Below are 25,177 nucleotides of genomic sequence, written 5' to 3' on the forward strand. Positions count from 1 at the left end.
TTCCCCTTACGATCCCGGGAGGATGTCGCCCAGCGCCGCCCCGACGCTCATCGGGACGAACGCCACGACGACGTTGGCGAAGGCGAGCGTCGGCGCCGCCCAGTCGACCCGTCCCCACCCGGTCAGCAGGACGAACGCCATCGTCAAGGAGACGCCGACGACGCCGGCCAGTCGACGCGGGATCACCCCGAGGATGGGTTTGTGGACGCGGACGTCCTGGAAGTCGGCGACGTAGATGATCCCGACGACGAGCCCGACGCCGAAGACGATGGTCGCACCGAGGTGGAGCGGCCGGGCAGCGAGGAACTCGCCGACCTCCTGGGTGCCGCCCTCGACGGCCATCGGAATTCCGAACAGGAAGCTCCCGAGCAACGCCTCCGCGAGGTCGCCGCGGTCGTACCCCCGGATCACGCGTCCGAACGGGCTCGCCGCGGTGCTCGCGCTCGCCGCCATCGCCACGCGCATCGTCTCGCGGACCTGTCTGCGGCCCGCCGGCGTGTCGACGATGCCCTCTAGCTCTTCGAGTTCGTCGAAGAGGTCCCCCATGTCGGTCGGCTCGTCGCCGTCGCGGGTTGGGTCGGTCGTCGTCCCGGACGCGTCCTCGCTCATACCCCCACGTCGCGGGCGGGGATCAAAATCGTAGGGGCCGCGATCAGTCGCCGCTCTCGGCCCGGTGTTCGCTGATGATCTGGTCCACCATCTCCGATTTCCGCTCCTTGGAGCGCTCCTCGGCGCGTCGCTCCCAGTCCTCGACTGCGGCCACGACCTCGCTCTCGCGGGCGACCGCGAGTTCGTCCACCTCCTGGACGGTCACGTCGTCGGCTGGCGCGACGGGGACCTCGGCCTCGAACAGGACCTCGTCGGCGGCGTTCGAGAGGTTCCCCGACCGGAGGACGAGACGTGGCTCCGTCGCCGCCAGGCGCTCGGCGGTCGACCGGCCGGCGCCGCTGGCGTCCCGGAGGTAGACCACGTCGCCCGCCGCCAGCCCGTAGGCCGCGTCGGCGTCGTCGATGGCGTCCCGGGTGAACTGCTCGATCACCTTCACGGGGACGAGGTCACGCCCCTCCGAGACGTCGGCGAAGTCGGAGTGATCCAACTTCCAGAGGGTCTTCAGCCGCTCCAGCTTCGATTCGAGTTCGTCCGCGCGCTCGCGCTCCCGGTCGCACTCCCGCTCCAGCCGCTCGGTCTCGCGTTCCAGCCGGTTGACCTCGCGGCGCTCGCGGACCTCGCGGCGCTCCTCGCGGCGGGCCTCGGAGAGTTCCTCCTCGTACTCCGCGATGCGCTCGTCCCGCTCCGCCAACTGTCCCTCCAAGTCGTCGACCTGTGACTCCAGCCGCTCGACCTGGCGTTCGAGGCGCTTGATGCGACGCTCCTCCGGCGAGAGTTCCCGGGGTTCGTGGGTCGACTCCGCCTCCTCGTCGCCGTCGTCGTCGGCCAGGTCGTGGAGGACGGCCTCGACGGAGGCGTCGCCGGTGACGACCCGCTCGATCACCTCCCCGCGGTCGAACTGCGGCGGCACCTTCCGGGTGATCCGCTCGAACCGGTCGGCGTAGGCGTCGAAGGCGAAGAGCGCGGCCGCCATCGCGTCGCGTTCGTGGTCGTTGTCGTAGGACTGCTCGCGGGTGCGGTGGAGCTTCTCGTCGATCGGCAGGTCGGCGTCGGGGGCCCAGCCCGCGGCGTCGAAGCTCCGGCGGAACTTCTCGACGGTTTCGGGCATCGGCTCCACGTCGGCGGCGACGACGACCGGCCGCCCGCGCTCGATCAGCCACTCGATGACACCCGCCGTGTCCGCGGTGCGCGTCGAGAACACGTCGAGCACCTCGCCGTCGAGCGAGACGACGGCCGCGGCGGTGGTCGTCCCGGGGTCGATGCCGACGAGGACGCGGTCACGCCGTTTCACCAGCGGTTCGAACTCGATACCGTCGCGGCGCTCGCGCTCGATTTCGACGCGCGTGTCGCCGGCGCGGGACTTGCCAACCGGGAGATCCTCGGGCGCCGCCTCGACGGTGAAGGTGGCGTTGGCGTAGCCGCCGTACTTCTCGGTCACTTCGCGCTCGTAGTCGAGGTTCGCCGAATCGAGCGCGTCGGCCACCTCGCGGGTGCGCTTCTTGACGTTCCCGTGGATGCGGCGGGTGTAGCGGTCCTGGCTCCACCCGCCCGACCCCGTCGAGCGCCCGCGGGACACCTTCACCGTCGTCGTGTCGGTGAAGGCCGTCACCTCGTGGCCGACGTTGGCGGCGGCGAGGCGGGCCGCGGCCTCCGCCTCCTCCATCGGCTGCTTGCCGTAGGGGACGCCGTGACGCGAGGCGACCCGCGAGAGGGGTTCCGGTCGCTCGGCGCCGGTCACCTGGACGAGCCGCGTCCCGCCGGGCAGCCACCGGAGGAACCGCACGAGGTCGTCGTGGTCGGTCGCGAGTTCGTAGACGTTGTCCGTGGCGACGATGGCCGGCTCCTCGCGTTCGATCAGGCGCCGGAGCTTGCGAAAGGAGACGACGTCCCGGTCGAAGTTCTCGCCGTCGTAGGCGACCACCGCGTAGGAGGGGGCGTCCCCGCGGACGTCGCCGCTCTGTACGTCGACGCCGAACACCAGCGCGTCGAGCGCACTCGTCCGGGCGTTCACGACCGGCGGTAGGGAGCCGCGGAATAAATACTCCACGCCGGGGGTTACAGCACGGCGACGACCAGCGCCGTCGCCACCGCGGCCAAGGCGACGCTGATCACGCTGATGCGGAAGGCGTGGCGCCGGTCACGCCGGCGGTGTTCCGGATCCGAGACCCCGCCGGTCGCCTTCGCGTCGTTGCCGGCGCCGGAGAAGTCGTACCGACCGAGGAGCGCGAGACGCACGCAGAACCCCTCGTAGGCCTGAATCCCCCACTCGAAGGCCACGGCGAAGGGGACGAAGACGCCGGCGAGTAGCAGTTCGGGGAGGTGGCCGGCGAGGTGTGCGACGACGATGGCACCCGCGGCGACCAGTCCACCCACGGAGAGCGCGGCCCGGCGGCGGCGTTGCTGGGGACCGATGTTGCACTGGGCGGGGCGGTAGTCCACGTCGGATCGACGGACTGGAGGCAGTTGACGGTTCCGTTTCCGGTCACTCGGGGTAGGGAACCTCGACGGTCTGGCCGTCGCTCGCGACGAAGCACTCGCCGTCGAAGACCTCCCGTGCGTCCCGTTCGAGCCGCTCCCACTCCCCGGCGTACCGCGAGGAGATGTGGGTCAGGGCGAGTCGCTTGGCGCCGGCGCGGGCGGCCACCTCGGCGGCCTCGCGCGCGGTCGAGTGGCCGGTCCGGCGGGCCCGCGCGGCCGCGTCGGCCGCGAACGTCGCGTCGTGGATCAGGAGGTCGGCGTCCGCGGCCGCCTCGACGACCGCCTCGACCGGACGGGTGTCGCCGGTGTACACCAGCCGCCGACCGGGGCGTGGCTCGCCGACCACCTGTTCGGGGTCGATCACGCGCCCGTCGTCGAGTTCGACCGACTCGCCCTCGTGGAGACGGCCGAACTTCGGCCCGACCGGCACGCCGAGTTCCTCGGCCCGCTCCCGGTCGAAGCGCCCGGGGCGGTCGTCCTCGACCAGCGCGTACCCCATCGAGCGGGTGCGGTGTTCGGTCTCGACGGTGCGGACCGCGAACGCCTCGGCGTCGTAGGCGACCGACCCCGGCGCGACCTCGTGGATCCGGACCGGGTAGCCGGGACGGTGACCGCCGGCGTGGACCAGACTCTCGATCTCCCCGCGGGCGCCCGGGGGGACGTGGATCGCCAGCGGGTCGGTGCGGTCGTTGAAGTCGAGCGACTGGATCAGCCCCGGAATCCCGAGGATGTGATCGCCGTGGAGGTGCGTGACGAAGATGTGAGAGACGTCGAAGCCGGTTCCGAACCGCATCATCTGCCGCTGGGTCCCCTCGCCGCAGTCGAAGAGGAACCGCTCCCCTTCGCGGTTGACGAGGAGGGCACTCGGCGCCCGCTGTGTCGTCGGAACGGCCCCGCTGGTGCCCAGAAACGTCACGCGCATCGACATACGATCCGATCCGGGCGGCGACCGTAAACCCGTATCGGTGTCGACGGCGACGCCCGACACGGGATTTATGTCGGCCTCGGGCGAAGCCACGCGCGTGCCTGGGGACGATGCCGACCCGGTCGTCGCGACCGTCTCCCTCGCCGTCCTCGCCCTCGGGTTCGTGGCGATGGCGGTCGACCTGCCGGCGTTCTGGATCGTCTGGGCCGTCGGCTTCGGCGCCGTCGTCCCCGCGCTCGCGTATCTCCGGCGGGACGGCGGGGAGACGGACGCAGACGCCGCGTCGCGAAACGACCGCGACGTCGACGACGCGCTGTCGACCCTCCGCGAGCGGTACGCGCGCGGCGAACTCTCGGAGGCGGCGTTCGAGTCGAAGCTGACGGCGTTGCTGGAGACGGAGACGCCGGAGAGAGCGAGGGAGCGGCTCCGACGGGAGGGCGGGGACCGGGACGGTCCGCCGACCCCGGAGCGGGAGCCGAACCGGCGGTCCGACGCCGACGCCGACGCCGAGACATAGGGATTCTTACCCGTCGGTCGACTAGGGAGCGGCGATGGACGCCCCGCTCTGGACGGACGAACACTCGCCGAGCCTCGACGACCTACCGCAGTCGTCGGTCCGCGACCGACTCCGGCGGGCGGTCGACGAACCGATGAACCTCGTCGTCCAGGGGCCGCCGGGGGCCGGCAAGACGGCGGCCGTCCGCGCCCTGGCCGAGACCGCCCACGCGGACCCCGCGAACGACCTCGTGGAGATCAACGTCGCGGACTTCTTCGGCCGCACGAAGAAGGAACTCCGCGAGGACCCCCGGTTCGAGCAGTTCCTCGCCGGGCGGTCCCGGATGGCGAAACGCGACATGATCAACCGCGTCCTGAAGGAGTCCGCGAGCTACGCCCCGGTGTCGGGCGAGTACAAGACCATCGTCCTCGACAACGCCGAGGCGATCCGGGAGGACTTCCAGCAGGCCCTCCGGCGGGTGATGGAGCAGTACCACCGAACCACCCAGTTCGTGATCGTCACCCGCCAGCCCTCGACGCTCATCGCCCCCATCCGATCCCGGTGTTTCCCGGTGCCGGTCCGAGCCCCGACGACCGACGAGATCGAGGCCGTCGTCGAGGGGATCCTGGAGGCCGAGGACGTCCCCTACGACGACGACGGGTTGGAGTTCGTGGCCGGCTACGCCGAGGGCGACCTCAGGCGAGCGATCCTCGGCGCGCAGACGACGGCCGAGCAGGCCGACGAGGTGACGATGTCGACGGTTCACGAGACGCTGCGGGACGTGGGGCACGACGACGACCTGGAGTCCATCCTCGCGGCCGCGGAGTCGGGGGACCTGACCGACGCCCGGAAGACCGTCGGGACGCTCCTCGACGACGAGGGGTACGACGGCCAGTCCCTGCTCGCGGACCTGCTCTCCGTGGCCCGCAAGCGCTACGACGGCGAGGAACTCGCCCGCCTCCACCGGCTGGCCGGCGACGTCGACCACGACCTGGTGACCGGAACCGACGACCGACTCCACCTCGCGCACCTCCTGGCGACGTGGGGGGCGCGGGGCGAGGGGCGGCCGTGAGGCTGGCTCCCGGTGCCCGGCGGTACGCCCTCCCGCCGCTCGTCGCCGCGGTGGCGCTCGCGTTCGTCTCACCGCCCCTGGCCGCCCTGGCGCTCGCCCTCGGCGGGTTCGTCGTCCACTTCTTCCGCGACCCGGACCGGTCGCCGCCGCCGCGGGGCGTGGTCGCGCCCGCGGACGGCCGCGTCTCCGTCGTTCGCGAGGAGGACGGCCGCCTCCGCGTCGGCGTGTTCATGAACGTCACCGACGTCCACGTCCTCCGGGCGCCGCGGACGGGCGTCGTCGAGTCGCTAACCCACCGACCGGGCGCCCACCGCCCGGCCTTCAGCAAGGACTCGGACCGCAACGAGCGCGTGGACGTGACCCTCGACACCTGCGAGTGCTCGATGATCGCCGGCTGGTTCGCCCGCCGCATCCACCCCTACGTCTCGACGGGCGAGGAGGTGACCCGCGGCGACCGGATCGGCCACATCGCCTTCGGCAGTCGGGCCGACGTGCTCCTGCCGCCGGCCTACGACCGTGGGGACCTGCTCGTCGCCGAGGGCGACGCCGTGCGCGCCGGGGAGACGGTCGTGGCGCTCCGCGCGGCGGACGACTGAGCCGTTCACCGGAGCAGGTGGACGTGGCGCACGAGCGATCCGTGGACCCGTCGCTCGAAGGTCGCCTCGACGGTCCACCCGGCCGCGCGCGCCGCCTCGCTCCAGGATCGGTCGCCGACGACGACCGCCCGGGGTGCGACCCGGCGTGCCGCCGTCAGCGCACCGCCCACGAGGTCGGCGAGCGTGTGGCGTTCGATCTTCGACTGCCGACCGTAGGGCGCGTCGAAGACGACGGCAGAGACGGCATCGTCGCCGAGGGGGAGACGGGTGGCGTCCCCACGGACGATCGACGGCTCGGTGTCGAGGTACGCTCGACAGTTCTCGCGGGCGCCACGCACCATCTTCCGCTGGGCGTCGATCCCGACGGGCCGGGCGCCGACCAGTCCCGCCTCGATCAGGACGCCGCCGGTGCCACACATCGGATCGAGGAGGCGGTCCCCGGGGTCGACGCCCGCGAGGTTGACGAGCGCACGGGCGTCGAGGGGCGCCATGCTCCCCGGCTGGAAGAAGGGGCGGTCGGTGGGGCGGCGGTCGCCGTAGTCGCGGACGCTCTCGGCGACGAGCCAGCCGACGAGACAGGTGTCGCCCGCGAAACACGCCCGGAGTTCGTGATCGGGGGTGTCGAGGTCGACGGTGAAGCCGCGGTCGACGAGGGCCGAACCCAGGGCTCGCTCGGCGCGGCGGGTGTCGACCCCCGCGGTGCCCCGCACGTCGCGGGCGCGGACGGCGACGCTGCCCGTCCGGTCCATCGTCGCCGCCTCGACCAGCGCCCGGGCGTCCGCGACGCTCGCGGCGGCGTGTCCGAGCAGGTGGCTGGCGCGGTGGGTGTAGGCGAGCGACCGGAGGCGGTCGGCGTCGACGCCGCGGGCCGTCGCGAGGCCGGGCGCGACCACCTCGACCCCCGTCGCCGCACACGCGGCTTCCCGGGCGGCGAAGGCGTCGTCCTCGCCGGCGAGTTCGAGACCGTACACGCGTCGTCGTCCGTGGCCCGGCGCCATGAGGATACCGGACCGGCGCCGACCGCTCGCGGCGTTGACTTATCAGTTGCTCGCACCAACCTTTTTGAACCTTAAATACGACACTTAAGTCGACACATGACCGATCCCAAGGAGACGATAAACATCGAGAACGTGGTGGCTTCTACCGGCATCGGACAGGAACTCGACCTCCAGAGCGTCGCCATGGACCTAGAGGGGGCGGATTACGACCCCGAACAGTTTCCCGGCCTCGTCTATCGGACACAGAACCCGAAGTCGGCGGCGCTGATCTTCCGCTCGGGCAAGATCGTCTGCACGGGCGCGAAGTCGACGGCCGACGTCCACGAGAGCCTGCACATCGTCTTCGACAAGCTCCGCGACCTGCGGATCGACGTCGACGAGGAACCCGACATCGTCGTCCAGAACATCGTCACGAGCGCGGACCTGGGGCGCAACCTCAACCTGAACGCCATCGCCATCGGGCTGGGTCTGGAGAACATCGAGTACGAACCCGAGCAGTTCCCGGGACTGGTCTACCGGCTCGACGACCCCGACGTGGTCGCGCTCCTCTTCGGCTCCGGCAAACTCGTCATCACGGGTGGCAAACAGCCCGAGGACGCCGAGGAAGCCGTCGACGTCATCGTCTCCCGACTCGAAGACCTCGGTCTCCTGGAGTAGTCCGTCGCAGATGGGTCCCCTGCAGACGGGCGTCGGATCGGCGCCGCCGCTCGCCGTCGCCGGCACCGTCGCCCTCTTTGCCCTGTTTCTCTCCGTGACCGCCCACATCGCCGCCAGAAACGTCCTCGGCGACGTCCCGATCAAGAACGCGTTCCTGATCGGCCCCGTCCCCGCCGCCGTCGCCGTCGTCGCTGCGGCACTCGAACTGCCCTCCATCCCCGCCGTCCTGGTGGCGCTCGGCCTCGACGCCGTCCTCGTCCACTACGTCTACGACCTCGACCGTCGGCTCACCGCCGGCGTCACGGCTATCCACGCCGTCGTCAGCGTCATCCTGGGCAGTGTCGTCTTCAGCCTCTACGTGCTCGTCCGCTCGGCGCCGGGGTGATCACAGCGCGTCGACGGCCGTCCGGGCGCTCCGCGCCCCCAGCGCCCCGAACACGGAGACGACGCCGAGTCCGACGCCGGTCGTCGCCGCCCCGACGTCGCCCACCAGGAGCCCGACCCCGTAGGTGACGATACCGAGCGCGGCCCCGACCGAGCAGAGCGAGTCGACCGCGTCGACGGGCGATTCGACCGATGGCAACAGGTCGTGGTCGGTGGTGGCGGAGCTCATGGCGTGTCCTTCGTTCCCTACCCACACATAAATTGTGTATATATTCATTATGGATTCTCGTTGAACTTTCTGCGGGCGAGTCGACGGCAACTCCTATGCGTGCACGCCACCCAGATGCGGGCGATGGGGCCACGGACGCTGCTGTGGAACGACGGCGAACGTCGGCCGCGGGCGCTCCTGCGGGTCGCGTTGCTGGTCGTCGTCACGGCCTCGCTGGTCGTCGGGACGAGCCTGGGAGTCGGGAGCGTCGGGGGCGTCGGCGCGTTCCGGGCGGCGCTGGCGGCGTCGGTCGGCGAGGCCGTCGCCGCGGCCGCCGGCGCCGCCGCGGGCATCGTGCTCGTGGGCGGCGTCGTCTCCCTGTCGATCCTGATCGCCGGGCGGTACGTCGACCGGCGTCGCCTGCGGGACTTCGGGTTCCGGACGGACCGGGGGTGGTGGCTCGACTTCGGGTTCGGCCTCGCGCTCGGCGCGGGGCTGATGACGCTGATCTTCGCCCTCTCGCTCGCCGCCGGGTGGGTCCGGATCACGGGAACCCTCCGCCCGCGCGACGGCTTCGCCGCCCGGTTTCTCGGCCTCGTCGTCGTCTTCGTCGTCGTCGGCGTCTACGAGGAACTGCTCGCGCGGGGCTACCTCCTGACGAACGCCGCGGAGGGGCTGGTCGGGTGGACCGGGGAGCGGGGCGCCGTCGTCGGGGCCGTCTGCCTCTCGTCGCTCGTGTTCGGCCTCGCACACGCCAACAACCCGAACGCGACGGCGCTGAGCACCGTCGCCATCGTGCTCGCGGGGGGAATGCTCGCGGCGGGGTACGTCCTGACGGGCGAACTCGCCGCGCCGATCGGCCTGCATATCACCTGGAACCTGTTTCAGGGCGGCGTCTACGGCTTCCCCGTCTCCGGCCTCGGCGTCGACGCGAGCGTCCTCGTCGTCGTGGTGTCGGGGCCACGGCTCCTCACCGGCGGCGACTTCGGGCCCGAGGCGGGGCTGCTCGGAGTCGGCGCGATGGTCGTCGGCACGGCCGTCATCGCCCTGTGGACACGGTGGCGGACGGGCGCCCTGCGCATCGACCCGTCGGTGACGACCCCGGACCTGCGCGAGACGGGTCCCGAGGACGACGTCGACCCGAACCGATGGGAGCCACGGCCCGAGGAGTGACGGGCGTCACTCCACCAGCCGCTCGATTTCGGTGACGAGGATGTCGCTCGCGCCCATCGCCTTCAGGTCGTTGATGACGCCGAAGACGGCCCGTTCCTCGACGACGGCGTGGACCGCCACGTCGTCGGTGCCCGCCACGTCCATGACGGTCGGGCCGCCCATGCCGGGCAACACGTCGCGCACGTCGTCGAGGCGTTCCTCCGGAACGTTCAACATCAGGTACCGTCGGTCCTCGGCGGCGAGGACGGACTCGAAGGCCGTCACGAGCTGCCTGACTTTCTCGTCGTCGACGGCGTCGGGGTGGGCGAACAGGCGGACGGAGCTCGACAGGACCTCCGCGATCTCGGTCAGGCGGTTCACCCGCAGGGTCGTCCCCGTCGACGTGATGTCGACGATGGCGTCGGCCATGTCGACGTGGGGAGTGAGTTCGGTCGCGCCCGTCACCTCGACCACCTCGGCGTCGACACCCTGCTCGGCGAAGAAGTCGCGGGTGATCCGGGGGAACTCGGTGGCGACGGTGCCGCCGTCGAGGTCGGCGACCGCCCCGATCCGGCCGTCCTCGGGCGCCGCGACGACGAGTCGGCATCGGCCAAAGCCCAGGTCGAGCAGGTCCACCAGATCGTGACCCGACTCGCGGACCTGATCGAGGCCGGTGATGCCGACGGCGGCCGCGCCGTCCGCGACGTACTCGGGGATGTCGGCGGCGCGGGCGAAGAGCGCGGTCACGTCGGGGTCGACCGTGTCCGCGTACAGTTTCCGGTCCGCGCCGCCCTGGAGGTGCAGGCCGGCGCGTTCGAGCAGGTCGATCGACGGGTCGTGCAGGCGGCCCTTGTTGGGGACGGCGATGCGCATTGTCGGACTGTGGCGGGCAGGGGGGAACTGCTTTTCGGGGGCGAGGTCGCGTGACCGAAGGGAACCGCGACCTCGAACCGGAACGGCGAGCGTTGCGAGCCGTGGAGCGCGAACCGCGGAGCGGGGCGGGAAACCGCGGGGAGCGTCGCTCCGAAACGGCCCGCCTACCCCGTCCGCAACGCCTCGGCGACCCGTCGGCTCGCCGCCGGCGTCGCCCGCGCCCGTGCCTCGACGGTCAGGAACGTCGCGGCGTCGTTGCGGAGCCAGGCCGCCCGGACGCTCCCCTCCTGGGTCAGCAGTTCCTCGTCGGCCCACGCCAACTGATCGGCGAGTTCGGTCGTGGAGTGTCGCGTCAACGCCGGTTCCCCCGGCGACTCCTCGGCGGCGCGAAGCGCCTCGACGGCGGCCGTCCGCACGGCACCCACGTCGGCGGCCGACTCGATGGCGAACGTCTCGCCCTCGCGCACCCGCTCGCGGAGGGCGAGGAAGGCCTCCAGCGTGACGAAGGAGGCGTGAGCCCACGTCAGCGCCTCGGCGGGCGTCCCGTCGGCCCAGCCGTCGTCGTCGTCCGCGGGATCGACCGGCCGAAAGAGTTCCTCCAGCGCCTCGGCGGCCGGCGTGTCCGCGACGTCGACCCCCTCGACCCGCCAGGGCTCCCGCGGATCGACCGACGACAGGGCGTCCTGTTCGTCCTCGAACGCCTCGTGCAGTCGCCGCCGGGCGTCGTCCAGCCGCGGGCGCAGGTCGACGGGATCGTCGAGCGACGCGGTCAGCCGGTCGTAGCAGTGGGCGGCGTCCTCGACGGCGACGCGGGCGCGCTCGACCGCCTCGGCGACTTCGCCGACCCCGAGCGGGTTGCCGGGGCGGTAGCGGTGCGGTTGGTCGACGACGACGTCGTGTCGTCCGGACGCGATCCGATCCTCGATGGCGGCGTGGACGAGCGTCGCCTCGACGGGATCGGCACCGACGTAGCGCCACCGCTCCCGGAGTGTCCGCCGGTCCGCGCGGACCGTCTCGGCCTCGGCCGCGAGGTCCTCGCGGGTCAGTCCCTCGTCGATGGCGCGCCACGCGCCGGCGGCGAAGCGGGCGTCGGCCCGGGCGTCCGCGAAGGCCACCAGCCGCTCGAACGGGGTCGGGGCCTCGGTCGCCGCCGAGAGCCGCTCGGCGGCGTGGCTGCGCGCGTCGCGAACCCGCTCGCGGATGGCGCCGTTCGGAACCTCGTCGGGACCGAGGCTCGCGGGCACCGCATCGAGGAGCGACCGCGCCCGGCGTTCGGTCGCGGCGAGGTGGTCGGCTCCGATATCGATCGGGAGCCGGGCGGGAACCGTCGGCGCCGAACCGTCGACGGCGGCACGGATCGCGGCGGCGTCGAGTTCTGGGGACTCCGACCCCGAATCGAGGGGGTTCGCGTCGCTACAGCCGGCGAGGGTTCCGAGGAGGGCGAGCGCGCCCCGTCGGGTGAGACGGCTCATCGGGCCCCTCCGTCGTCGCTCCGGTTCCGTCGGCGTCGCAGGTGCTCGTTGCTCCGCTCGCAGGTCCCCGAGCCGCGGCTCGACCCGTAGCTGTTCACGCCGCCGGGGTCGAACGCCTCGGGGATGCGGATCAGCGTCACGAGCACGTCGCGGGCGTCGGTCTCGCAGGCGACGTCCGCGTCGCGGTAGTGGCGGGCGTAGTCGGTGTCGACCTCCGTCTCCGACCAGCGGACGTGACAGAGTTCCTGCGTGAAACACTCGCGGATGCCGATCTGCTCGACGTACACCGTGGCGGCGTCGTAGTCGGTCGAATCGAGGAACTCGCGGGCGCCCGCGGCGCCGTCGACGTCGGCGATGGACACGGCGGCCGCGTCGTCGGCGTCGGCGACGAAGCGGTGATCGGCCAAGTGCCGGATCCGCGCGTCGTCGTCCGTGCCGGGCTCGGTCGTCGGCCGGTCGCCGGACCAGAGGATCGGCTCGAGGTCGGCGTTGCGGAGGCTGTACGACTCGGGGTCGAAGGCGACGTTGCCGGTGGCCTCGGCCGGGTGGGTCGACGTCGACGACGACTCGCCGGAGCAGCCGGCGAGGCCGACCCCCGCGAGCAGCGTCGCTACGCCGTGGAGGGTGCGTCTTCGCGTGGTGGAGGGCATCTCCCGCACACTCCCGGAGCGACGCCTAAAGCTCTTTCCGCCGATCCCCGGCGCTTAACCCGCCCGGGGGTCCAGAGGGGATATGGGGACGCTCCTGATCCGCGACGGTCGCGTCCTGCGCCCGGACATGACCGTCGTCGACGCGGACGTACTGGTGGACGGCTCGGCGGGCGAGATCGTCGAGGTCGGTCCGGATCTGTCGGGCGAGGAGACCCTCGACGCCGACGGCGGGCTGGTGATTCCGGGGCTGGTGAACGCACACACCCACGTCGCCATGACGCTCCTGCGGGGCCACGCCGACGACAAGCCCCTGGATCGGTGGCTCCGCGAGGACGTCTGGCCGGTCGAGGCGGCGCTCGAACCGGCCGACATCGAGGCCGGGGCCGAACTCGGCGTCCTGGAGATGATCCGCTCGGGGACCACCACCTTCGCCGACATGTACTTCGAGATCGATCGCACGGCGGCCGTCGTCGAGCGGGCGGGCCTGCGGGCCGTCCTCGGGCACGGCGCCATCTCGGCCGGGAAGGACGACGATGCGGCCCGGGCCGACATCGAGGAGAGCATCGAGACGGCACGGACGTTCGACGGCGCCGCCGACGGCCGGATCTCGACGGCGGTGATGCCCCACAGCCTCACGACCGTCACGCCGGACCTGCTCTCGTTCGCCGCCGAGGAGGCCGCCGAGGCCGGCGTGCCGGTTCACTACCACGCCAACGAGACCGCCGCCGAGGTCGACCCGATCGTCGAGGAGCGGGGACGCCGGCCCCTGGAGTGGGCCCGGGACCTCGGCCTCTGTCGGGAGGCGGACTTCCTGGCACACGGCGTCCACCTCGACGGGGACGAGATCGACCTCCTGGCGGAGACGGGGACGGGCGTCGTCCACTGCCCGGCCTCGAACATGAAACTCGCCTCGGGGATGGCGCCGGTCCAGCGCCTGCTCGACGCGGGCGTCGCGGTGGGACTGGGCACCGACGGCGCCGCCTCGAACAACGACCTCGACCTCTTCGACGAGCTGCGCGACGCGGCCATGCTCGGCAAGCTCGCGGCCGACGACGCGAGCGCGGTCGCCGCCCCCGACGCCGTCCGCATGGCGACCGCGGGCGGGGCCGCGGTGCTCGGCATCGACGCCGGGCGGATCGAACCGGGCGCCGCGGCCGACCTCGCCGTCGTCGACCTCGACGCCCCGCACCTGACGCCCGATCACGACCTCGTGAGCCACCTCGCCTACGCCGTCCGGGGGTCCGACGTTCGCCACACGGTCTGTGACGGAACGGTACTCATGCGCGACCGCGAGGTGTTGCCGCTGGACGAACGGGCGGTGATGGCGCGGGCCGAGCGGCGCGCCCGCGATCTGCTGGCGCGGGCGGGTTAGTCGGCGGCCGGCAGCCGGATCGTCACGGCGGTGCCGCCCTCGTCCGGGCGCTCGATGTCGACCGTCCCCCCCGAGCGCTCGGCGATCCACGCGACGAGCCACAGGCCCAGACCGTCGCTGTGGTCGAGCGACGTCTCCTCGGCCGCGCGGTGGACGGCCACCTCCGCGGGCGGGATCCCCGCCCCGTCGTCGCGGACGGTCAGGGCGACGACCCCGTCACGGCGGGTGGCCCCGACCTCGATCCGCGGGGCGTCGTTGTGCCGGGCGGCGTTGTCGAGGAGCTCCTCGACGGCACGACCGACGAGCGGCGACGCCCGGACCGGCAGCGTCTCGGGGAGGGTCGTGACGACCGTCGCGTCGGGGAACGTGGCACCGACGGTGGCGACGGCCGCGTCGACGGCCGCCACGAGGTCCATCCGCCGGGGATCCATCACGGCGTCGGTCCGGAGCCGCTCCAGTTCGCGGAACTCCTCCGTGATCCGCCCGAGTGCCGTGCCGGCGTCCTGGATCGTCCGCGCCCGCGTGCGAACCGTCTCGGCGTCGACGGCGTCGGCCCCGTCGGCGTCGGTACGGAGGCGGTCCGCGGTCCCGACGATCAGGTTGAGCTTGTTGCGGAAGTCGTGACGGTGGACGCGGCTCAGGACGCTGAGTCGCTGGCGGAAGTCGTCGGCGCGACGGTGTTCGTCGGTGAGCTGTCGCCGGAGGCGGCGCTGCCGGGCGTCGTAGAGGCCGACCAGCAGACCGAGGACGGCCCCGCCGGCCGCGACGTTGAGCAGGACGACCGGGAACGCGGCGGGATCGACGGGGTCGGGGCCGAGCGCGAACAGGGCGCCGCCGATGACGGCGGCGAAGGCGAGCGTCCCGAAGAGGGTCCAGCCGCTGATCCGGAGCGCCGACTCGGCCAGGCCGTAGCGGTAGACGCAGATGGCGCCGACGAAGAGGGTGGCCGCGAGGCCGAGCGGGACGACCAGCCCGAAGATCGAGCCAAGGCGGCCGGTCGAGTCGAGGGCGGTCGCGGTGTGGACGGCGACGAAGGCCCACCCGAGGGCGACGAGGATGCCACCGCCGGCGACGGCGCGGGGGTCGGCGCCGCGGACGGCGTGCTCCCGGAGCGGCCACTGGTCCATCGTGTGGGCCTCGGCGACCACGATGAAATAACTTCCCGCCGTGGGGAGACGGTAGGGTTTTGCCACCGCTCGCGCAACGGGGCGTATGACACGCACGATAGCCGAGCGCCTCGACGACCCCGCGAGCGCACGGGCCGCGGGGCGACGGAAGATGGACTGGGCGGAGGCCCACATGCCCATCCTCGCCGAACTTCGGGAGTCGTTCGCCGCCGGGAAGCCGCTCGCCGGCGAGCGGATCGCCATGGCGATGCACGTCGAGGCCAAGACCGCCGTTCTGGTCGAACTCCTCGCGGTCGGCGGCGCGGAGGTGGCCATCACCGGCTGTAACCCGCTGTCGACACAGGACGGCGTGAGCGCGGCGCTCCACGCCGTCGACGGCGTCACCTCCTACGCCGCCCACGGGGTCGACACCGACGAGTATTACGACGCCATCGAGGCCGTCGTCGGCGTCGATCCGACGATCACCGTCGACGACGGCGCCGACATGGTCACCCACATCCACGACGAACACCCCGACCTGATCCCCCAGCTCAAGGGCGGCTGCGAGGAGACCACCACGGGCGTCCATCGCCTGCGGTCGATGGCCGACGACGGCGCGCTGGAGTATCCGATGTTCGCGGTCAACGACACGCCGATGAAGACGCTGTTCGACAACGTCCACGGCACCGGCGAGTCCGCGCTCGCCAACATCGCGATGACGACGAACCTCGCCATCGCGGGCAAGACGATCGTCGTCGCGGGCTACGGCTACTGCGGCCGCGGCGTCGCCAAGAAGGCCGCGGGCATGAACGCCGACGTGATCGTCACGGAAGTCGACCCCCGGCGGGCGCTAGAGGCCCATATGGAGGGGTACGACGTGATGCCGATGCACGAGGCCGCGGGCGAGGGCGACCTCTTCGTGACGACGACCGGCAACCGCGACGTGATCACGCGCGAGGATTTCGAGCGGATGGAAGACGGCGCCCTGCTGGCGAACGCCGGCCACTTCGACGTGGAGATCAACCTCGAAGAACTGGACGAGATGGCCGTCTCGACCCGCGAGGTCCGCGACGGCGTCGAGGAGTACGAACTCCCGGACGGTCGCCGACTGAACGTGCTCGCGGAGGGCCGGCTGGTGAACCTCGCGGGCCCGCTGTCGATGGGTCACCCTGTCGAGGTGATGGACCAGAGCTTCGGCGTCCAGGCCGTCTGCGTCCGCGAACTCGCCGTCAATCCCGACGCGTACGAGGCCGGCGTCCACGAGGTGCCCGACCGGCTGGACCGCGAGATCGCGGAGGTGAAACTCGACGCCGAGGGCATCGCCATCGACGCCCTCAGCGACGAGCAACGCGAGTACATGGACTCCTGGGACCACGGGACGTAGGGCTCACTCGGCCCGGTCGCGAAGCCGGCAGAGCCAGGCGTATCCGCCGCCGAAGACGACCCCCCAGATGAGATGGGCGATCAGCGACGGCACTTGCAGGTTCGGCACGGGCGCGGAGAGACCGACCGCGCGGAGCCAGAGCGGCATCACGACCCCCGCGGCGACCAGCCAGAGGGCGACCCCGTAGCCCACGGCGAGGGCGGAGAGCCGCCGGCCGTCCCCGTCGCGGACCCACGGCGCCGTCGCGGTCACGAACAGGAGCGCGAAGAAGACGCTGTGATACAGGTGGCTGATCCAGCCGACCGCGACGTTCTCGACGCCGTAGAGGGCACCGATGATCCCGAATTGTCCGGCGCCGAACTGGGTCACCAGCCCCATCGTGAGGCCGGCGATCAGGCCCGCGACCGCCCCACGTTCGAGCCGGTCCGGCGTGACGCCGAACCGTCGTTCGGCGGGCGCCCCCCGACGGAGCGCGACGGTCAGGGCGGTCCCGCGACCGTCGGCGACGGGCGTCTCCACGGTCAGGTCGCCGTCGACGTCGTCGAGCATGAGTCGCGCGAGCGCGAGCCCGAACCCCGACCGGGGGTCGTCCGCCTCGGGAGTCACCCGGTCGCGGACGAGGCGCTGCTGGGCGGCGGGCAGCCCCGGCCCGTCGTCGACGATGCGGACCCGGACCGGCCGGTCGGGGCCGGCGGCCTCGACGCGCACCCGTGCCGAGCCGTCGCCGTGGACGACGGCGTTCTCGATCAGGTGTTCGAACATGACAGCGAGGTGGTCGAAGCCGCACACGTCGACGTCCGGCACGTCGTCGACCTCGACGGTCGCCGACGGGTGGTCACGCCGCACCGTCTCGACGGCCGCCTCGACGTGCCGGCGCAGGGAGACCGGATACGGGTCGCCGGACTCGGTCAGCAGGCCGACCACGTCGATGGTGTCGTCGATGGCGTCGGCGTGCCGGTCGACGACGGCCCAGTCGTCGGCTCCCTCGTCGTCGGCGCCGCGGCCGCCGACCGAGGCGTACCCCCCGATGACGTTCACCTTGTTGAGCACTTCGTGACGCAGGAGGCGGTTGAGGACGGTCAGCCGGTCGGCCTGTCGGCTCACGTCCCGGCGGTGGCGCCGGAGGCCGACGGAGCGAACGCCGGTGAGCGTTCCCCCGACCGCGCCGGCGACGAGGGCGTTCGCGACCAGCCGCGCCTCGGTCGTCGAGGGCGAGACGGGCCAGACGGCCGCGTAGGTCAGTCCGACGACGGCCGCCATCGAACCGGTGCCGAGCAGACACCAGCGGGCCACGACGGCGGCCTCCGCGGCGTCGCGGGAACTCATCGCCAGCCCGAAACCGAAGGCCGTGAGGCCGAACCCGGCGACCAGGACCGGCGCCTCGCTGAGGAGGAATCCGACCGTGGACGCGTCCGGCCGGAGGGACTCGATGACCGTATATCGGGTCAGGACGTAGCCGACCGCCGCGATCACCAGCCCGCCGACGCTGAGCCGGGTCGGAGATCCGATCGAGGGCGTCATCGAACCCCTTGTTTACCGACGAGCGGGAGAAAGGTACCGTTCGAAATATCACGCGTGCGAGTCGGGCCGGCGGACGGGTGATTTAACTCGGGCCATCGCCCAGAACGGGTATGTCCGCGAACCGCAAGGGTGACCGCCGGGAGCGCGAACTCGTCAACGAACTCGACGCGGCGGGGTTCGCGGTGATGCGCGCGCCCGCGAGCGGGAGCGCCACCGAGCGTGACCTCCCCGACGTGCTGGCCGGCGACGGCAAGCGCTTTTTTGCCATCGAGGCGAAATCCAGCGCCGGCGACCCCATCTACCTCTCCGGCGAGGAGGTGGAGTCGCTGATCTACTTCGCGCGCAACTTCGGCGCCAACGCCCGGATCGCCGTCCGCTTCGACCGCGAGGACTGGTACTTCTTCCACCCCGGCGACTGCCACGTCACCGACGGCGGCAACTACCGGGTGAAAAAGGAGACGGCGCTCGCCGACGGCGAGGACCTGGCGGGGCTCGTCGGCCACTCGACGCAGGCGCGTCTCGACGACGCCTAGGCGGGGGTCGTCCGGGCACCGGCGTCGGCCCGGGGGTTCGGTCGGGACTCGGCGTCGGCGGTCCGGGGCGAGCGCAGCCGCGAGGCCGGGAAGGCGTAGGCGCGTACCGGCCCGTCGCGCTCGACGGCGTCGACGTAGACGGCCTCGAAGACGGGTTCGTGACGGCCGTAGTCGGCGTTCGAGGGGTAGTCGGCGACGAGCCGCCCCTCGTCGGTCTCGACGCGGTCGGCGCGTGCGCCCGTGGCGGCGACGACGAGGAGCCGGTCGCCCGTCTCCCGGTCGACGACGCGGTGGCCCGGGCGGCGGGCGTGACGCGCACAGAGCGACGGGCCACGGGTTGCGACGGGGACGAACGTCCGTCCGCCACAGACCGCACAGACGGCGGTCCGGCGTCCGGGCGGCGGGACCAGGCGGGCGGTGACTTCGAGGGCGACCCGGCGGAGGTGTTTACAGCGGGCGCCCCGGACCTCGTGGTCCGGGCAGGTGCAGGTCGTGGCGTCGAGGTCGACGACGTACGTCTCGCCCTCGCCGTCGGTCTCGACGGCGTACCGGCCGTCGCGGAGCGGCCGGACGGCCATGGCTTCGACGCGGGCGCGCCGGGCCCGACCGGTCGTGCCGGCGGCCGGGAGCGTGGTCTTGGAACGGGTGGCTGGCAGTGACGCGGGTGTGTGTGCTGGGTGCGTCATGGTGTGGGTGGAGTCGCCGTGATCGCAGGACTGCGGGGCGATCGGGAGCGTCGCGATCCCGGCGTGAAACCGGATCGCTCCGTCGGCGACACTAGGGGCTCGATACACCTAAACCTTCGTCTCACGCGTTCTCTGAGGGAAATCACGGCGAATCGCTGACGGCGCGAGCATCGAAGCTCTTTTGCCGGGGCCGACGGATGCCCGAACATGGAACTCGAAGAGGGGATGGTCCGGAAAATCGCCATCTCCGTCGGCGCAGTGGGCGTTTTCGTCGCGCTCGTCGTCGGCATCGGCACCGCCTACAACGACGGCGGCCTCGGATCGACCGGCGGCCTGGCGCTCGTGGTCACCATCGCCGTGTTCATCCTCGCGATGGCCGGGGTCGGCCTCTTTCTCGCGGACTGACGGGTCCGGACGGACCGTCGCGGGTCGTTCGCCCCGCCCTCATACGGATTATTGTAACTGGTTGCCGGTGGTTCGCCGGACCGTCTCGGCGAACCACCGGTAATGACTTACAATAAACAGTATCAGTCGTCGCTCTCGGACCGGTCGGCGTCGGCCACGGCCGCCGCGTAGTACCGACGCGGGTGGTCGATGGTCTCGCAGCGCTCGTCGGGGTTCACGCAGTCCCCGAACGTCGCCATCGTCGCACACGAGGGGGCCGGATACTGGCTGCCACCCCCGCCGTCGTCGGCGAGCACGGTCGCGCGGTAGGAGAGGTCGCCGTCGTCGAGGCCGGGCCACCGCTCGGCGATGGTGTCGGCGTCGAGGCCGAGCGAGACGAGGAAGGCCGTGGCGGCGAAGGCGGAGTGGGGTGGCAGGTCGCCGTCGGCCCGGTCGAGCAACGCCCGCATGCAGGGTGGGAACCGCTCGGGGGCGACGGTGTCGACGGACGGCAGGCGTTCGCGCTCGGCGAGGCGGTCCCGGAGCGCGGTCACGTCGTCGTCGAGGGCGGCCGCGAGGGCGTCGCCGCCGGCGCTCCCGCGAACCTCGAAGGGCAAGCCCGACGCCACCCGGCGGCGGACGGCCTCCCGGAGCAGTCGGTGGAGCTCCTCGCTCGCCACGGGCACCTCGCCGTCGGCCAGGTCGCGGTTGACCAGTCGCCAGTCCGCACCCCAGTCCGGATCGGTCAGGCGGAGGTAGGCCGTCACGTCGATGCGAAACGTATCGCGTCCGGGGTCGCCGCTCCCGTCCGCAACCCGCCGCACCGCCCCGTCGAGGTCGAACTCGTCGAGGAACGTCGGGAGGTCGGCCCGCGGCGTCGCGACGCTGCGCAGTTCCGCGTCGTCGGCCGCGAGGTCCGCCCGCAGGCGCTCGAAGGCCGTCTCGGCCTCCGCGTCGGCGTACTTCTCGACGGCCGCGCGGACGTCGACCAGCGAGACGAGGATGCGGGCGATGGGATACGAGAGGAGTTCGTCCCGGTCGCTCCAGCGTTCGGGCGTCTCGGAGGCGACGGTACCCGACATGAGCGCGCGTTCGACCCGTTCGCGGGCACGGTCGACGGCGGGGTCGCCCTCCGTGACCAGTCGGGGCGGGGAGATGTCCGCCTCCTGAACCGCCGCCCGCGCCGCGTCGAGGAAGGGATACCGGGCGTAGAGCGGGTCGGGACGCATCGCCGAACGGTTGTGTAGCGGGGTGGATAAGCGCGACGGTCGGGGCAGCCGGGACCACACGACCTAAGTTCGCGCCCGCACTGGAAGCGGTCGTGCCGACGTTCGACTACCCCTGTCCCGACTGCCGGGCGACAAACAGCCTCCACGATACGGATTGCCGGTTCGAGGGGACGCCGTGGGCGACGGTCGAGGCCGCCTACGTCGACGTGGTGGCGGTGCTCTCGGGGGGCGTAACCGACGCCGACGACCTCCCCGAACTGGTCGAGGAGTGGGGCCCGCTCCGGCAGGCGGCAGTCGAGCGACTCCGCCGCGACGGCCGGGTCGACGACGCCAACGACCGACTCCGCCTCCTGCCGGCCGACGAGTACCGCGAGGCGGTGTCGGTCCCCACCCGCGAGCCGATCAAGACGGTCTACGAGCGCGGGAGCGTCCCCGGCTGTCACGACAACGCCGTCTTCGCCATGATCGCGTGGTACGAGATGGTCGGGCTCTCGTGGCCGGAGACGAAGGAAAACGTCGTCGAGTGGCTCCGCGAGAGCGGGGCGTGGGACCGCGGCGGCTTCGAGGAGGCGAGCCCGGAGGCGCTGGTCGAGAAGAAACGCCACGTCTACGCGTCGGGCTACGGGTGGAAGGAGAAGGCCACGGCGGCGAAACGCGTCATCGAGCGGAGTCTGTAACGCCCCCGTTCTCGGCGCGTGGGAACCCCGCCGAACACGTCGCACGTAGACATACTCCGTAACCCCGCACAGGTTGCCGTATGGTATCGGGCGAGACGAGCGACCAGTCGGGAGAACCGTGACCCCAGCAACTGCTCGAGAGCCCGTGGTTACTCGCGGGGGCGGGGCTGCTGTATTTCACCCTCTCGTACATCGTCTGGGGGCTGATCGACCTGATGTCCGTCCAACCGGGATGATGAAGTCACCGATCGAACCGCCGGAAGGCGATTGGTGGAACGAGACGGTGAACAGACGCGAGACCATCTGGCTCGGCCTGTCGGGTGTCTGGGCCGTGACGCTGTTCGGCTGGATGGCCGGGTGGATGCAGTTCGGCGAGCAGAACCAGGTGGGCGAGACGCTGAAACTCTCCACCGCGGCCTACCGCGGGAAGGTGAACGCCTACAAGGGGTCGGCCGGTTCGGTCGCCGCCTCCCCACCGCCGGCCTCGCGCCGTTTCTCGTCGCCGTCGTCGTCCTCGGCACCGCCCCGACGGGACCCGTCGTCTTCGACTTCCAGTCGTCGCTGGCGGGGACGAGTGCGGACATCGACCCCGACCTGCTCTGTACGAAGTCGACCGATGGCGGGGAGGCGGTGGTCCACTGTCACCCGACCGAATCCGAGGGCATCGATCACGTCGTCGTGATGAGCGGCGGCGAACCGGTCACCGTCGACCGCGATCCGCCGTTCGACTTCGACGTCCGCGAGGGCCAACTGACGACCGTCACCGGACAGAAGCAGTTCCAGGTCGTCCTCGAGGACGCCGACGGCAACACCGTCCGCCGCTACACCCGGACGCTGTCGATGGTGCCCGAGTCGTGACGGCCGAAAGTATTTGTCTCGTCCCGCACGTCCTGAGCGCATGGTCTCCGATTCCACCCTCCACGCACTGCTCGGTGCCGTCGTAACGGTCGTCCTCTCGTTTATCCCCTTCTCGCCCGTCCTCGGGGGCGGCGTGGCCGCCTACCTGAACGAGGCCGACGCCTCGCAAGGACTCCGGGTGGGGGCGCTCTCGGGAATCATCGCGACGGTGCCGCTCGTCCTCTTCGGTCTGCTTCTCGTCTCCTTCCTCGGCTTTTTCGCCCTCGGCCTCCGGGGCGGTGCGGCCCTGGGGATCGGTGGCCTCCTCGTCGTCACCGTCTTCGGGCTGATCGCCGCCGTCTACACCGTCGGCCTGAGTGCGCTCGGCGGCTATCTCGGCGCGTATCTGGTCGACGAGCTGTGAACGGGGCGGGCTGGACGCCCGTCAGTCGTCGGCGAAGGCCCCGACGCCGCCGGAGACGGAGACGGCCGCCTCGTTGGCGGCGACCCACCGCAACAGCAGGAACGAGAACACGTACTTCGCCAGGACGTCGAGCGCGGAGTAGCCCCACGAGGTGAGCCCGACGGACTGCACGAGCGCGAAGCCCTCGACGCCGACGGCCCAGATGATCGGATAGCCGAGCCACAGCACGACCGTGAGCGCCCGGAGCGTCCCGAAGATATCGCCCGTGCCGGCCGACGCCGCCGACCGCGGCCACTCGACCAGCAGGGCGTACAGGACGACGGCGAAGAAGGCACAGCTGATCGCGTAGAACAGCCACCGGGACAGGTACGACGAGGTGACCAAGGCCGCGGCGAGGCCGGTCAGGCACATCCCGACGTCCGCCGCGATGACCGCAAAGAGGCTCCCGACGTCGACGTCGGCGAGCAGTCCCAGCGCGAGCAGTATCAGCGGCGTCGACAGGGCCCACGTGAGATACCGACCCCACTGGCTCATCACCTCTTCCCCGGCCAATGCGTGCCCCGCCGGCATCTCGATGAAACCGACGGTCAACCCCGACAGCAGGCCGAGGTAGCTCGAAATCGAGACGAGCGGGATCATGAGCGTCGCGGCCCAGATGAGCCGGGGACGACCCCCGGAGACGTTCCGGCCCATGTACACGAACAGCAGCGTGGCGAACCCCGCCAGGGCGACGTTGACCCACAGCGAGGAACTGAGCAACACGTCGTTCTGTATCTGCGAGACCGCTTCCCCCTGTGTCTGGAGCAAGACGCCGAGTGAGCCGATCGGATCGAGCATCGTACCCGGCGTACGTCCCGTACCCACAAATACCTGAAGACGATCCGACGATTTTACTCCGATCGTGTACTCGATGCGTCATCGACCGGACGGGTCGGCGGGTCTCCCGGGTTCGGTGCTCGTCCCGCGTGATTCGAATCCCGCGAGGCGAACTCACACCGCGTTCTACGACGTACTCGAAGCGGACGGGGAAGTCCGCGTGATCGGGATCGTGGACGTCGACGAGGCACACAAGCGCTACGGGTTCGATTGAACGGGTACGTGACTGCGTTGGTCGGTTTCCCGAAAGAGATGGCTCCGTTCCGAAATACGGGATCCGAGTCCGACGGCCCTCGTATTCGAAACTTCGAAATAGCCCCTCTCTGCGGCCAAATTCTGACGTTCTGGTACTGCCACGGGCACGATGGGAGTCCCGCGAGCGACCGAAGGGAGCGAGAGGGACTACATCGTGGCGTTCACACACGCCTCGCTGACGCTCGGCGGTGTTCACGGGCACGATGGGATCCGGTTCGCTGGCGATATGTAACCCCGATGGTAGCGAACGCAGTTCGTCCACCCAAACCTTTTGCCTGTAAGCGTTGTAAGGATTGAACAGAGGTGTCGGCACGTATGTCCAACGCCAGCAAACGAATCCCGGTCACTGAGGAGCGGTGGAAGGAACTGAACGAGCTCAAGGGGGCGGGCGAGACGTACGACGACCTGCTGAGAGAACTGATCCAGGAACACCAGCGTCGACAACTCGTCGAACGAGCGAAGGAGGTCCGTGAAGCAGACACTGACGAACTGACGGCGCTCGATGAGTTATGAGGTCCTCCTCGCGGAGGAAGCCCGTGAGTACGTCGCCGCGTTAGACGAGAAGAGCACACGCATCGTGAAGGACAATCTCCGGAAATTGGCGGACGATCCGTATCCGAGACCGGATTCGGGATCCGGTGACAAAGAGAAGCTGGTGATCGAGGGCGAGGAGCTGTATCGTCTGCATATCGGGCGAACTCACACCGCGTTCTACGACGTACTCGAAGCGAACGGGGAAGTCCGCGTGATCGAGATCGTGGACATCGACGAGGCACACAAGCGCTACGGGTTCGATTGAACGGGTACGTGACTGCGTTGGTCGGTTTCCCGAAAGAGATGGCTCCGTTCGGAAATACGGGATCCGAGTCCGACGGCTCTCGTATTCGAAACTTCGAAATAAACCCTCTCTGCGGCCAAATTCTGACGTTCTAGTACTGCCACGAGCACGATGGGAGTCCCGCGAGCGAACGCAGTGAGCGAGAGGGACTACATCGTGGCCGCGAACGACCGAAGGGAGTGAGCGGGCACGATGGGATTTGAACCACGGTCGCGGCGGAGCCGCTCCCTGATTCAAATCCCACGAGGAGTTCGGCGGGCCTCGCTGTCGCTCGGCCACGCCGTCACGGGCACGATGGGATTTGAACCCACGACCGTCGGATGGCTTCCCCCGCGGGCCGTCGGGGTTAGAAGTCCGACGCTCTATCCGGACTGAGCTACGTGCCCCCGTCGGCGAGAAGGCGGGGGGAGTCAAAAAACGGTTCGGCTCGGCGCCCAGCGGGCGGACACGACAGAGTATAAGGCCACGAGGCGGGTACGGGAGGT

The 25,177-nt window shown here is 70.9% G+C and carries 30 protein-coding genes and 1 tRNA gene; 16 read left to right on the forward strand and 15 right to left on the reverse strand.

Annotated elements, in window-relative coordinates:
- Window positions 1–6: 6 nt before the first annotated feature.
- From NO364_RS14215 to rnz, 4 genes are read right to left on the reverse strand one after another with little or no spacing between them, the layout of a single operon-like run.
- Window positions 7–609 carry a DUF2391 family protein gene (locus tag NO364_RS14215; RefSeq protein ID WP_199243638.1) on the reverse strand — a complete coding sequence of 201 codons (603 nt, stop codon included), beginning with the start codon at window positions 607–609 and terminating at the stop codon, window positions 7–9.
- 43 nt (window positions 610–652) lie between these two features.
- Window positions 653–2,620: a DUF460 domain-containing protein gene (locus NO364_RS14220; RefSeq protein ID WP_257627865.1), complete on the reverse strand. Its 1,968-nt coding sequence runs from the start codon at window positions 2,618–2,620 to the stop codon at window positions 653–655.
- Between the two features lie 44 nt (window positions 2,621–2,664).
- Window positions 2,665–3,048: a hypothetical protein gene (locus NO364_RS14225; protein ID WP_257627866.1), complete on the reverse strand. Its 384-nt coding sequence runs from the start codon at window positions 3,046–3,048 to the stop codon at window positions 2,665–2,667.
- Between the two features lie 43 nt (window positions 3,049–3,091).
- Window positions 3,092–4,009, reverse strand: a complete 918-nt coding sequence (rnz, locus tag NO364_RS14230) for a ribonuclease Z (protein WP_199243823.1) — start codon at window positions 4,007–4,009, stop codon at window positions 3,092–3,094.
- Window positions 4,010–4,109: 100 nt separating this feature from the next.
- Between rnz and NO364_RS14235 the strand changes: the two genes are divergently transcribed.
- From NO364_RS14235 to NO364_RS14245, 3 genes are read left to right on the forward strand one after another with little or no spacing between them, the layout of a single operon-like run.
- A complete protein-coding gene (locus tag NO364_RS14235; RefSeq protein ID WP_257627867.1) occupies window positions 4,110–4,529 on the forward strand; it encodes an SHOCT domain-containing protein in 420 nt (139 codons plus the stop codon).
- 34 nt (window positions 4,530–4,563) lie between these two features.
- Entirely contained in the window at window positions 4,564–5,580 is a 1,017-nt protein-coding gene (locus tag NO364_RS14240; RefSeq protein ID WP_257627868.1) for an AAA family ATPase, read from the forward strand.
- Window positions 5,577–6,176: a protein sorting system archaetidylserine decarboxylase gene (locus tag NO364_RS14245; RefSeq protein ID WP_157690244.1), complete on the forward strand. Its 600-nt coding sequence runs from the start codon at window positions 5,577–5,579 to the stop codon at window positions 6,174–6,176. Before NO364_RS14240 ends, NO364_RS14245 begins: the two co-directional genes overlap by 4 nt.
- Before the next feature lie 5 nt (window positions 6,177–6,181).
- Here the strand turns inward: NO364_RS14245 and NO364_RS14250 are convergent, their stop codons facing one another.
- Complete coding sequence (locus NO364_RS14250; RefSeq protein WP_420191801.1) at window positions 6,182–7,147, reverse strand: methyltransferase domain-containing protein; 966 nt, start codon at window positions 7,145–7,147, stop codon at window positions 6,182–6,184.
- Window positions 7,148–7,270: 123 nt separating this feature from the next.
- Here NO364_RS14250 and NO364_RS14255 point away from each other — a divergent pair, with 123 nt between their 5' ends.
- Together NO364_RS14255 and NO364_RS14260 are read left to right on the forward strand one after the other, a co-directional pair.
- Window positions 7,271–7,831 carry a TATA-box-binding protein gene (locus NO364_RS14255; RefSeq protein ID WP_157690242.1) on the forward strand — a complete coding sequence of 187 codons (561 nt, stop codon included), beginning with the start codon at window positions 7,271–7,273 and terminating at the stop codon, window positions 7,829–7,831.
- A 10-nt stretch (window positions 7,832–7,841) separates the two neighbouring features.
- Window positions 7,842–8,216 (forward strand): DUF7473 family protein, encoded by a 375-nt coding sequence (locus tag NO364_RS14260; RefSeq protein WP_157690241.1) that lies wholly within the window; start codon window positions 7,842–7,844, stop codon window positions 8,214–8,216.
- Here the strand turns inward: NO364_RS14260 and NO364_RS14265 are convergent, their stop codons facing one another.
- Window positions 8,217–8,444, reverse strand: coding sequence for a hypothetical protein (locus NO364_RS14265; RefSeq protein ID WP_157690240.1), 228 nt, complete (start codon window positions 8,442–8,444; stop codon window positions 8,217–8,219).
- 123 nt (window positions 8,445–8,567) lie between these two features.
- Between NO364_RS14265 and NO364_RS14270 the strand changes: the two genes are divergently transcribed.
- Window positions 8,568–9,596, forward strand: coding sequence for a CPBP family intramembrane glutamic endopeptidase (locus tag NO364_RS14270; protein WP_257629122.1), 1,029 nt, complete (start codon window positions 8,568–8,570; stop codon window positions 9,594–9,596).
- 6 nt (window positions 9,597–9,602) lie between these two features.
- On the opposite strand, the gene hisG is transcribed toward NO364_RS14270, so the two are convergent.
- The 3 genes from hisG to NO364_RS14285 all read right to left on the reverse strand — a co-directional run bounded on the left by hisG (window position 9,603) and on the right by NO364_RS14285 (window position 12,570).
- Window positions 9,603–10,448 (reverse strand): ATP phosphoribosyltransferase, encoded by an 846-nt coding sequence (hisG, locus tag NO364_RS14275; RefSeq protein ID WP_157690239.1) that lies wholly within the window; start codon window positions 10,446–10,448, stop codon window positions 9,603–9,605.
- 164 nt (window positions 10,449–10,612) lie between these two features.
- Window positions 10,613–11,920 (reverse strand): hypothetical protein, encoded by a 1,308-nt coding sequence (locus tag NO364_RS14280; RefSeq protein WP_257627870.1) that lies wholly within the window; start codon window positions 11,918–11,920, stop codon window positions 10,613–10,615.
- Window positions 11,917–12,570: a hypothetical protein gene (locus tag NO364_RS14285; RefSeq protein WP_157690237.1), complete on the reverse strand. Its 654-nt coding sequence runs from the start codon at window positions 12,568–12,570 to the stop codon at window positions 11,917–11,919. Before NO364_RS14285 ends, NO364_RS14280 begins: the two co-directional genes overlap by 4 nt.
- 82 nt (window positions 12,571–12,652) lie before the next feature.
- Here NO364_RS14285 and NO364_RS14290 point away from each other — a divergent pair, with 82 nt between their 5' ends.
- The gene (locus NO364_RS14290; RefSeq protein WP_157690236.1) at window positions 12,653–13,942 is read left to right on the forward strand and encodes an amidohydrolase; all 1,290 of its coding nucleotides are present in this window, start codon (window positions 12,653–12,655) and stop codon (window positions 13,940–13,942) included.
- On the opposite strand, the gene NO364_RS14295 is transcribed toward NO364_RS14290, so the two are convergent.
- The gene (locus NO364_RS14295) at window positions 13,939–15,069 is read right to left on the reverse strand and encodes a sensor histidine kinase (RefSeq protein WP_257627871.1); all 1,131 of its coding nucleotides are present in this window, start codon (window positions 15,067–15,069) and stop codon (window positions 13,939–13,941) included. The two genes, NO364_RS14290 and NO364_RS14295, sit on opposite strands and share 4 nt — an antisense overlap.
- A gap of 85 nt (window positions 15,070–15,154) precedes the next feature.
- Between NO364_RS14295 and NO364_RS14300 the strand changes: the two genes are divergently transcribed.
- Window positions 15,155–16,432, forward strand: coding sequence for an adenosylhomocysteinase (locus tag NO364_RS14300; protein ID WP_257627872.1), 1,278 nt, complete (start codon window positions 15,155–15,157; stop codon window positions 16,430–16,432).
- 3 nt (window positions 16,433–16,435) lie between these two features.
- Here the strand turns inward: NO364_RS14300 and NO364_RS14305 are convergent, their stop codons facing one another.
- Window positions 16,436–17,953: a sensor histidine kinase gene (locus NO364_RS14305; protein WP_257627873.1), complete on the reverse strand. Its 1,518-nt coding sequence runs from the start codon at window positions 17,951–17,953 to the stop codon at window positions 16,436–16,438.
- A gap of 110 nt (window positions 17,954–18,063) precedes the next feature.
- On the opposite strand from NO364_RS14305, the gene hjc reads away from it, so the two are divergent.
- Window positions 18,064–18,486: a Holliday junction resolvase Hjc gene (gene hjc / locus NO364_RS14310; protein WP_257627874.1), complete on the forward strand. Its 423-nt coding sequence runs from the start codon at window positions 18,064–18,066 to the stop codon at window positions 18,484–18,486.
- Here the strand turns inward: hjc and NO364_RS14315 are convergent.
- Window positions 18,483–19,172, reverse strand: a complete 690-nt coding sequence (locus tag NO364_RS14315) for an SWIM zinc finger family protein (RefSeq protein WP_157690231.1) — start codon at window positions 19,170–19,172, stop codon at window positions 18,483–18,485. The two genes, hjc and NO364_RS14315, sit on opposite strands and share 4 nt — an antisense overlap.
- Window positions 19,173–19,379: 207 nt before the next feature.
- Here NO364_RS14315 and NO364_RS14320 point away from each other — a divergent pair, with 207 nt between their 5' ends.
- Window positions 19,380–19,577 carry a DUF7472 family protein gene (locus NO364_RS14320; protein WP_157690230.1) on the forward strand — a complete coding sequence of 66 codons (198 nt, stop codon included), beginning with the start codon at window positions 19,380–19,382 and terminating at the stop codon, window positions 19,575–19,577.
- A gap of 122 nt (window positions 19,578–19,699) precedes the next feature.
- Here NO364_RS14320 and NO364_RS14325 read toward each other — a convergent pair whose 3' ends face one another.
- A complete protein-coding gene (locus NO364_RS14325) occupies window positions 19,700–20,785 on the reverse strand; it encodes a DNA primase large subunit PriL (protein ID WP_257627875.1) in 1,086 nt (361 codons plus the stop codon).
- A gap of 92 nt (window positions 20,786–20,877) precedes the next feature.
- On the opposite strand from NO364_RS14325, the gene NO364_RS14330 reads away from it, so the two are divergent.
- The 3 genes from NO364_RS14330 (at window position 20,878) to NO364_RS14340 (ending at window position 22,723) form a co-directional block, all read left to right on the forward strand.
- Complete coding sequence (locus tag NO364_RS14330; RefSeq protein WP_157690228.1) at window positions 20,878–21,462, forward strand: DUF7474 family protein; 585 nt, start codon at window positions 20,878–20,880, stop codon at window positions 21,460–21,462.
- Between the two features lie 357 nt (window positions 21,463–21,819).
- On the forward strand, window positions 21,820–22,320 hold the full coding sequence (locus tag NO364_RS14335; protein WP_257627876.1) for a hypothetical protein: 501 nt from the start codon (window positions 21,820–21,822) through the stop codon (window positions 22,318–22,320).
- Between the two features lie 40 nt (window positions 22,321–22,360).
- A complete protein-coding gene (locus NO364_RS14340; protein WP_157690226.1) occupies window positions 22,361–22,723 on the forward strand; it encodes a DUF5518 domain-containing protein in 363 nt (120 codons plus the stop codon).
- 21 nt (window positions 22,724–22,744) lie between these two features.
- Here NO364_RS14340 and NO364_RS14345 read toward each other — a convergent pair whose 3' ends face one another.
- A complete protein-coding gene (locus tag NO364_RS14345; RefSeq protein ID WP_257627877.1) occupies window positions 22,745–23,560 on the reverse strand; it encodes a bacteriorhodopsin in 816 nt (271 codons plus the stop codon).
- 73 nt (window positions 23,561–23,633) lie between these two features.
- On the opposite strand from NO364_RS14345, the gene NO364_RS14350 reads away from it, so the two are divergent.
- The 3 genes from NO364_RS14350 (at window position 23,634) to NO364_RS14360 (ending at window position 24,653) form a co-directional block, all read left to right on the forward strand.
- Entirely contained in the window at window positions 23,634–23,813 is a 180-nt protein-coding gene (locus NO364_RS14350; RefSeq protein WP_257627878.1) for a hypothetical protein, read from the forward strand.
- 356 nt (window positions 23,814–24,169) lie between these two features.
- On the forward strand, window positions 24,170–24,367 hold the full coding sequence (locus NO364_RS14355; protein ID WP_114448940.1) for a hypothetical protein: 198 nt from the start codon (window positions 24,170–24,172) through the stop codon (window positions 24,365–24,367).
- Complete coding sequence (locus NO364_RS14360; protein ID WP_257627879.1) at window positions 24,357–24,653, forward strand: type II toxin-antitoxin system RelE family toxin; 297 nt, start codon at window positions 24,357–24,359, stop codon at window positions 24,651–24,653. Before NO364_RS14355 ends, NO364_RS14360 begins: the two co-directional genes overlap by 11 nt.
- 325 nt (window positions 24,654–24,978) lie before the next feature.
- Here NO364_RS14360 and NO364_RS14365 read toward each other — a convergent pair.
- Window positions 24,979–25,078: transfer RNA gene (locus tag NO364_RS14365), tRNA-Arg, on the reverse strand.
- Window positions 25,079–25,177 lie beyond the last annotated feature (99 nt).

The sequence above is a fragment of the Haloplanus salinarum genome, from assembly GCF_024498175.1.
GTDB lineage: Archaea > Halobacteriota > Halobacteria > Halobacteriales > Haloferacaceae > Haloplanus > Haloplanus salinarum.

What these genes read in the sequence shown, in the direction of transcription:
- NO364_RS14285 (WP_157690237.1), bottom strand. Translation starts at nt 12,570, where the DNA reads ATGCCCTCCACCACGCGAAGACGCACCCTCCACGGCGTAGCGACGCTG.
- NO364_RS14315 (WP_157690231.1), bottom strand. Translation starts at nt 19,172, where the DNA reads ATGACGCACCCAGCACACACACCCGCGTCACTGCCAGCCACCCGTTCC.
- NO364_RS14290 (WP_157690236.1), top strand. Translation starts at nt 12,653, where the DNA reads ATGGGGACGCTCCTGATCCGCGACGGTCGCGTCCTGCGCCCGGACATG.
- NO364_RS14300 (WP_257627872.1), top strand. Translation starts at nt 15,155, where the DNA reads ATGACACGCACGATAGCCGAGCGCCTCGACGACCCCGCGAGCGCACGG.
- hjc (WP_257627874.1), top strand. Translation starts at nt 18,064, where the DNA reads ATGTCCGCGAACCGCAAGGGTGACCGCCGGGAGCGCGAACTCGTCAAC.
- NO364_RS14355 (WP_114448940.1), top strand. Translation starts at nt 24,170, where the DNA reads ATGTCCAACGCCAGCAAACGAATCCCGGTCACTGAGGAGCGGTGGAAG.
- NO364_RS14270 (WP_257629122.1), top strand. Translation starts at nt 8,568, where the DNA reads ATGGGGCCACGGACGCTGCTGTGGAACGACGGCGAACGTCGGCCGCGG.
- NO364_RS14360 (WP_257627879.1), top strand. Translation starts at nt 24,357, where the DNA reads ATGAGTTATGAGGTCCTCCTCGCGGAGGAAGCCCGTGAGTACGTCGCC.
- NO364_RS14215 (WP_199243638.1), bottom strand. Translation starts at nt 609, where the DNA reads ATGAGCGAGGACGCGTCCGGGACGACGACCGACCCAACCCGCGACGGC.
- rnz (WP_199243823.1), bottom strand. Translation starts at nt 4,009, where the DNA reads ATGCGCGTGACGTTTCTGGGCACCAGCGGGGCCGTTCCGACGACACAG.
- NO364_RS14280 (WP_257627870.1), bottom strand. Translation starts at nt 11,920, where the DNA reads ATGAGCCGTCTCACCCGACGGGGCGCGCTCGCCCTCCTCGGAACCCTC.
- NO364_RS14320 (WP_157690230.1), top strand. Translation starts at nt 19,380, where the DNA reads ATGGAACTCGAAGAGGGGATGGTCCGGAAAATCGCCATCTCCGTCGGC.
- NO364_RS14265 (WP_157690240.1), bottom strand. Translation starts at nt 8,444, where the DNA reads ATGAGCTCCGCCACCACCGACCACGACCTGTTGCCATCGGTCGAATCG.
- NO364_RS14305 (WP_257627873.1), bottom strand. Translation starts at nt 17,953, where the DNA reads ATGACGCCCTCGATCGGATCTCCGACCCGGCTCAGCGTCGGCGGGCTG.
- NO364_RS14325 (WP_257627875.1), bottom strand. Translation starts at nt 20,785, where the DNA reads ATGCGTCCCGACCCGCTCTACGCCCGGTATCCCTTCCTCGACGCGGCG.
- NO364_RS14255 (WP_157690242.1), top strand. Translation starts at nt 7,271, where the DNA reads ATGACCGATCCCAAGGAGACGATAAACATCGAGAACGTGGTGGCTTCT.
- NO364_RS14340 (WP_157690226.1), top strand. Translation starts at nt 22,361, where the DNA reads ATGGTCTCCGATTCCACCCTCCACGCACTGCTCGGTGCCGTCGTAACG.
- NO364_RS14240 (WP_257627868.1), top strand. Translation starts at nt 4,564, where the DNA reads ATGGACGCCCCGCTCTGGACGGACGAACACTCGCCGAGCCTCGACGAC.
- hisG (WP_157690239.1), bottom strand. Translation starts at nt 10,448, where the DNA reads ATGCGCATCGCCGTCCCCAACAAGGGCCGCCTGCACGACCCGTCGATC.
- NO364_RS14350 (WP_257627878.1), top strand. Translation starts at nt 23,634, where the DNA reads ATGCGTCATCGACCGGACGGGTCGGCGGGTCTCCCGGGTTCGGTGCTC.
- NO364_RS14295 (WP_257627871.1), bottom strand. Translation starts at nt 15,069, where the DNA reads ATGGACCAGTGGCCGCTCCGGGAGCACGCCGTCCGCGGCGCCGACCCC.
- NO364_RS14260 (WP_157690241.1), top strand. Translation starts at nt 7,842, where the DNA reads ATGGGTCCCCTGCAGACGGGCGTCGGATCGGCGCCGCCGCTCGCCGTC.
- NO364_RS14345 (WP_257627877.1), bottom strand. Translation starts at nt 23,560, where the DNA reads ATGCTCGATCCGATCGGCTCACTCGGCGTCTTGCTCCAGACACAGGGG.